Below are 2,683 nucleotides of genomic sequence, written 5' to 3'. Positions count from 1 at the left end.
ATTCGTGCGGGGCCCACACTCGGGGCCCGGTGGCTCACCGGTGATTCTGTCAGGTCCGCTGGTCGGGACCCACATCGGTGGGGTCGCGCCCCGCGCTGAGCTCGTCCCAGGCGCTCGCGACGCGCTCGCCGCGCGGACCGGCGACCGGGCCACCGGCATCCGCCACCTCGTAGCGCGAGGACGGCCCGCCCCAGACCCGCAGGCCGCGCACCGCGCCGACCAGGCCCAGGAGGGCGACGGCGCAGGCGGCGAGAGCCACCCAGGGCCACACCGTGGGGTCGGCGACGTTCTCGATGCTGCCGGTGCGGCCGACGCGTGAGGCGGCGACCGGACCGAGCACGGCCTCGGGGTCCCGAAGGACCCGCACCGTGAGGATCACGGCGATGACGACCGAGGTCGCATAGGCGACCAGGGCGACCACCCGCGCGATGCGGCCGGCAGCGACGGCGGCGATGGCCGCGGCCGCGATCGACAGGGCGACGGCGCTCAGGCCCGGGGCCACCTCCGCGCCGGTGGCGCTGATGCGGGTCGCCCCGAGGACGGCGTCGTCGACGGCCCCGGTCACCCACGGACGGAAGCCGCTGACGAGCAGACCACCGGCACCGAGCAGGGCGAGGAGGACGACGACGCCCTTGCTGGACAGCCGGCTCATGTCACGGTCCGCATCGCCGCGGCCGTCGCGACCGCACGCAGGGCCGCAGTCGCCTTGTGGACGCACTCCTCGTGCTCGCGGGCCGGGACCGAGTCGGCCACGATGCCGGCGCCGGCCTGCACGTGGGCGACACCGTCCTTGACGACGGCGGTGCGGATGGCGATGGCCATGTCGAGGTCACCGTGGAAGTCGAGGTAGCCGACGACGCCACCGTAGACGCCTCGCCGCGAGGGTTCGTACTGCTCGATGAGCGCCAGGGCGCGCGGCTTCGGCGCACCCGAGAGGGTGCCGGCGGGGAAGGTCGACACCAGCACGTCGTAGGCGCTGACCCCCGGGCGGGTGTCCCCCACGACGGTGGACTCGATGTGCATGACGTGGCTGTAGCGCCGCACGTCCATGAACTCGACGACGTCGACCGTGCCGGGGCGGCAGACCCGCTGGAGGTCGTTGCGGCCGAGGTCGACGAGCATGACGTGCTCGGAGCGCTCCTTGGGGTCGGCGAGCAGCTCGTCGGCCAGGCGCACGTCGTCCTCGGGGGTCTTGCCGCGCGGGCGCGATCCGGCGATCGGGTGGGTGATCGCCCGGTCGCCTGTGACGCGCACGAGGGCCTCGGGGCTGCTGCCGACGACGGCGTACGAGGAGCCGTCGGGGTGCGGCAGTCGGAACAGGTACATGTACGGGCTGGGGTTGCTCGCCCGCAGGGCCCGGTAGACGTCGAGCGGGTCGGCCGCGCAGTCGAGGCTGAACCGCTGGCTGATGACGACCTGGAAGACCTCGCCGGCGCGGATGTCCTCCTTGGCGAGCTCGACGACCTCCTCGTAGCGCTCACGGGTGGTGTTCGAGGTGACCGTGGCCATCGCCGCGTCCACGGATGCCGTGTCGACGACGGCGACCGTGCTCGGCGCGGGGGCCGCGAGGGCGCGCGTCATGTCGTCCAGGCGAGCCACGGCATCCGCCCACGCCTGTTCGACCCGCTCGTCGGTGCCGTCGTAGTTGATCGCGTTGGCCACGAGCAGGATCGACCCGTCGGCGTGGTCGAGAACCGCCAGGTCGGTCGCGAGCATGAGGGCCAGCTCAGGCAGGTCGAGCTCGTCAGGGGCGGTGGCGGGCACGCGCTCCCAGCGACGCACGGCGTCGTAGGTGATGGCGCCGACCATGCCCCCGGTCAGCGGCGGCAGACCCGCGATGGGCTCGGTCGCGAGAACCCGCATCGTCTCGGCCAGGGCGTCAGTGGCCAGTCCGGAGGTCGGCACGCCGACCGGTGGTTCACCGATCCAGTGGGCCGCACCGTCGCGCTCGGTGAGCGTGGCCCGGCTCGCGGCGCCGACGATCGACCAGCGCGACCACACTCCCCCGTGCTCGGCCGACTCCAGGAGGAAGGTGCCCGGCCGGTCCCCCGCGAGCTTGCGGTACACGCCGACCGGGGTCTCGGCATCGCCCATGAGGCGGCGCACGACGGGGATGACCCGGCGGTCGCGGGCGAGCACGCCGAAGACGTCGAGGTTGGGCCAGGTCTGGCCGTAGGCGAGGTCCGGGGTCGTGGCGCGGCGCCCGGGACCGCTCTCGGATGCCGTGCTCACGCGCCGTCCCCGACCACGGCACCGAGGTCTGCGGCGTCGAAGCACGTGTGGTCCCCGGTGTGGCAGGCCGCGCCGACCTGGTCGACGCGCACGAGGAGCGCGTCGCCGTCGCAGTCCAGTGCGACCGACCGGACGTGCTGGACGTGGCCGGAGGTGTCGCCCTTGCGCCAGTACTCGCTGCGGCTGCGCGACCAGAACGTGACCCGCCCCTGGGTCAGGGTGCGGTGCAGGGCCTCGTCGTCCATCCATCCGAGCATGAGCACCTCACCGGTGTCGTGCTGCTGCACGATCGCCGCCACGAGGCCGTCGGCGTCGCGCTTGAGGCGGGCGGCGATGGCGGGGTCGAGGTCACTGTCGAGAAAGGGGGGCGTGCGCACCCGCTCATTGTGCCGTGGTGGGTGGGCCTCCCGGTGCGGCGGCCGGGTCGCGGACCGGTGCGGACGGCATCCGG

The 2,683-nt window shown here is 73.8% G+C and carries 3 protein-coding genes; all 3 read right to left on the bottom strand.

The window, feature by feature from the left end:
* Nucleotides 1–49: 49 nt before the first annotated feature.
* Genes PLL68_RS08325 through hisI form a run of 3 tightly spaced genes read right to left on the bottom strand, consistent with a single transcriptional unit; the run spans nt 50 to nt 2,609 of the window.
* A complete protein-coding gene (locus PLL68_RS08325) occupies nt 50–652 on the bottom strand; it encodes a Trp biosynthesis-associated membrane protein (protein ID WP_324533308.1) in 603 nt (200 codons plus the stop codon).
* Entirely contained in the window at nt 649–2,232 is a 1,584-nt protein-coding gene (locus PLL68_RS08320) for an anthranilate synthase component I (RefSeq protein WP_324533307.1), read from the bottom strand. Before PLL68_RS08320 ends, PLL68_RS08325 begins: the two co-directional genes overlap by 4 nt.
* Entirely contained in the window at nt 2,229–2,609 is a 381-nt protein-coding gene (hisI, locus tag PLL68_RS08315; protein WP_324533306.1) for a phosphoribosyl-AMP cyclohydrolase, read from the bottom strand. The genes PLL68_RS08320 and hisI overlap by 4 nt, the downstream gene beginning before the upstream one ends.
* Between the last annotated feature and the right edge of the window lie 74 nt (nt 2,610–2,683).

This window comes from Ornithinibacter sp. (assembly GCF_035443565.1).
Lineage (GTDB): Bacteria > Actinomycetota > Actinomycetes > Actinomycetales > Dermatophilaceae > Fodinibacter.
The sequence above is the reverse complement of the archived record's forward strand: the minus strand, read 5'-3'. Positions and strand labels throughout refer to the sequence as shown.

Bases quoted from the DNA above. Each gene is read 5' to 3' on its own strand.
- PLL68_RS08325 (WP_324533308.1), bottom strand. From the start codon at position 652: ATGAGCCGGCTGTCCAGCAAGGGCGTCGTCGTCCTCCTCGCCCTGCTC.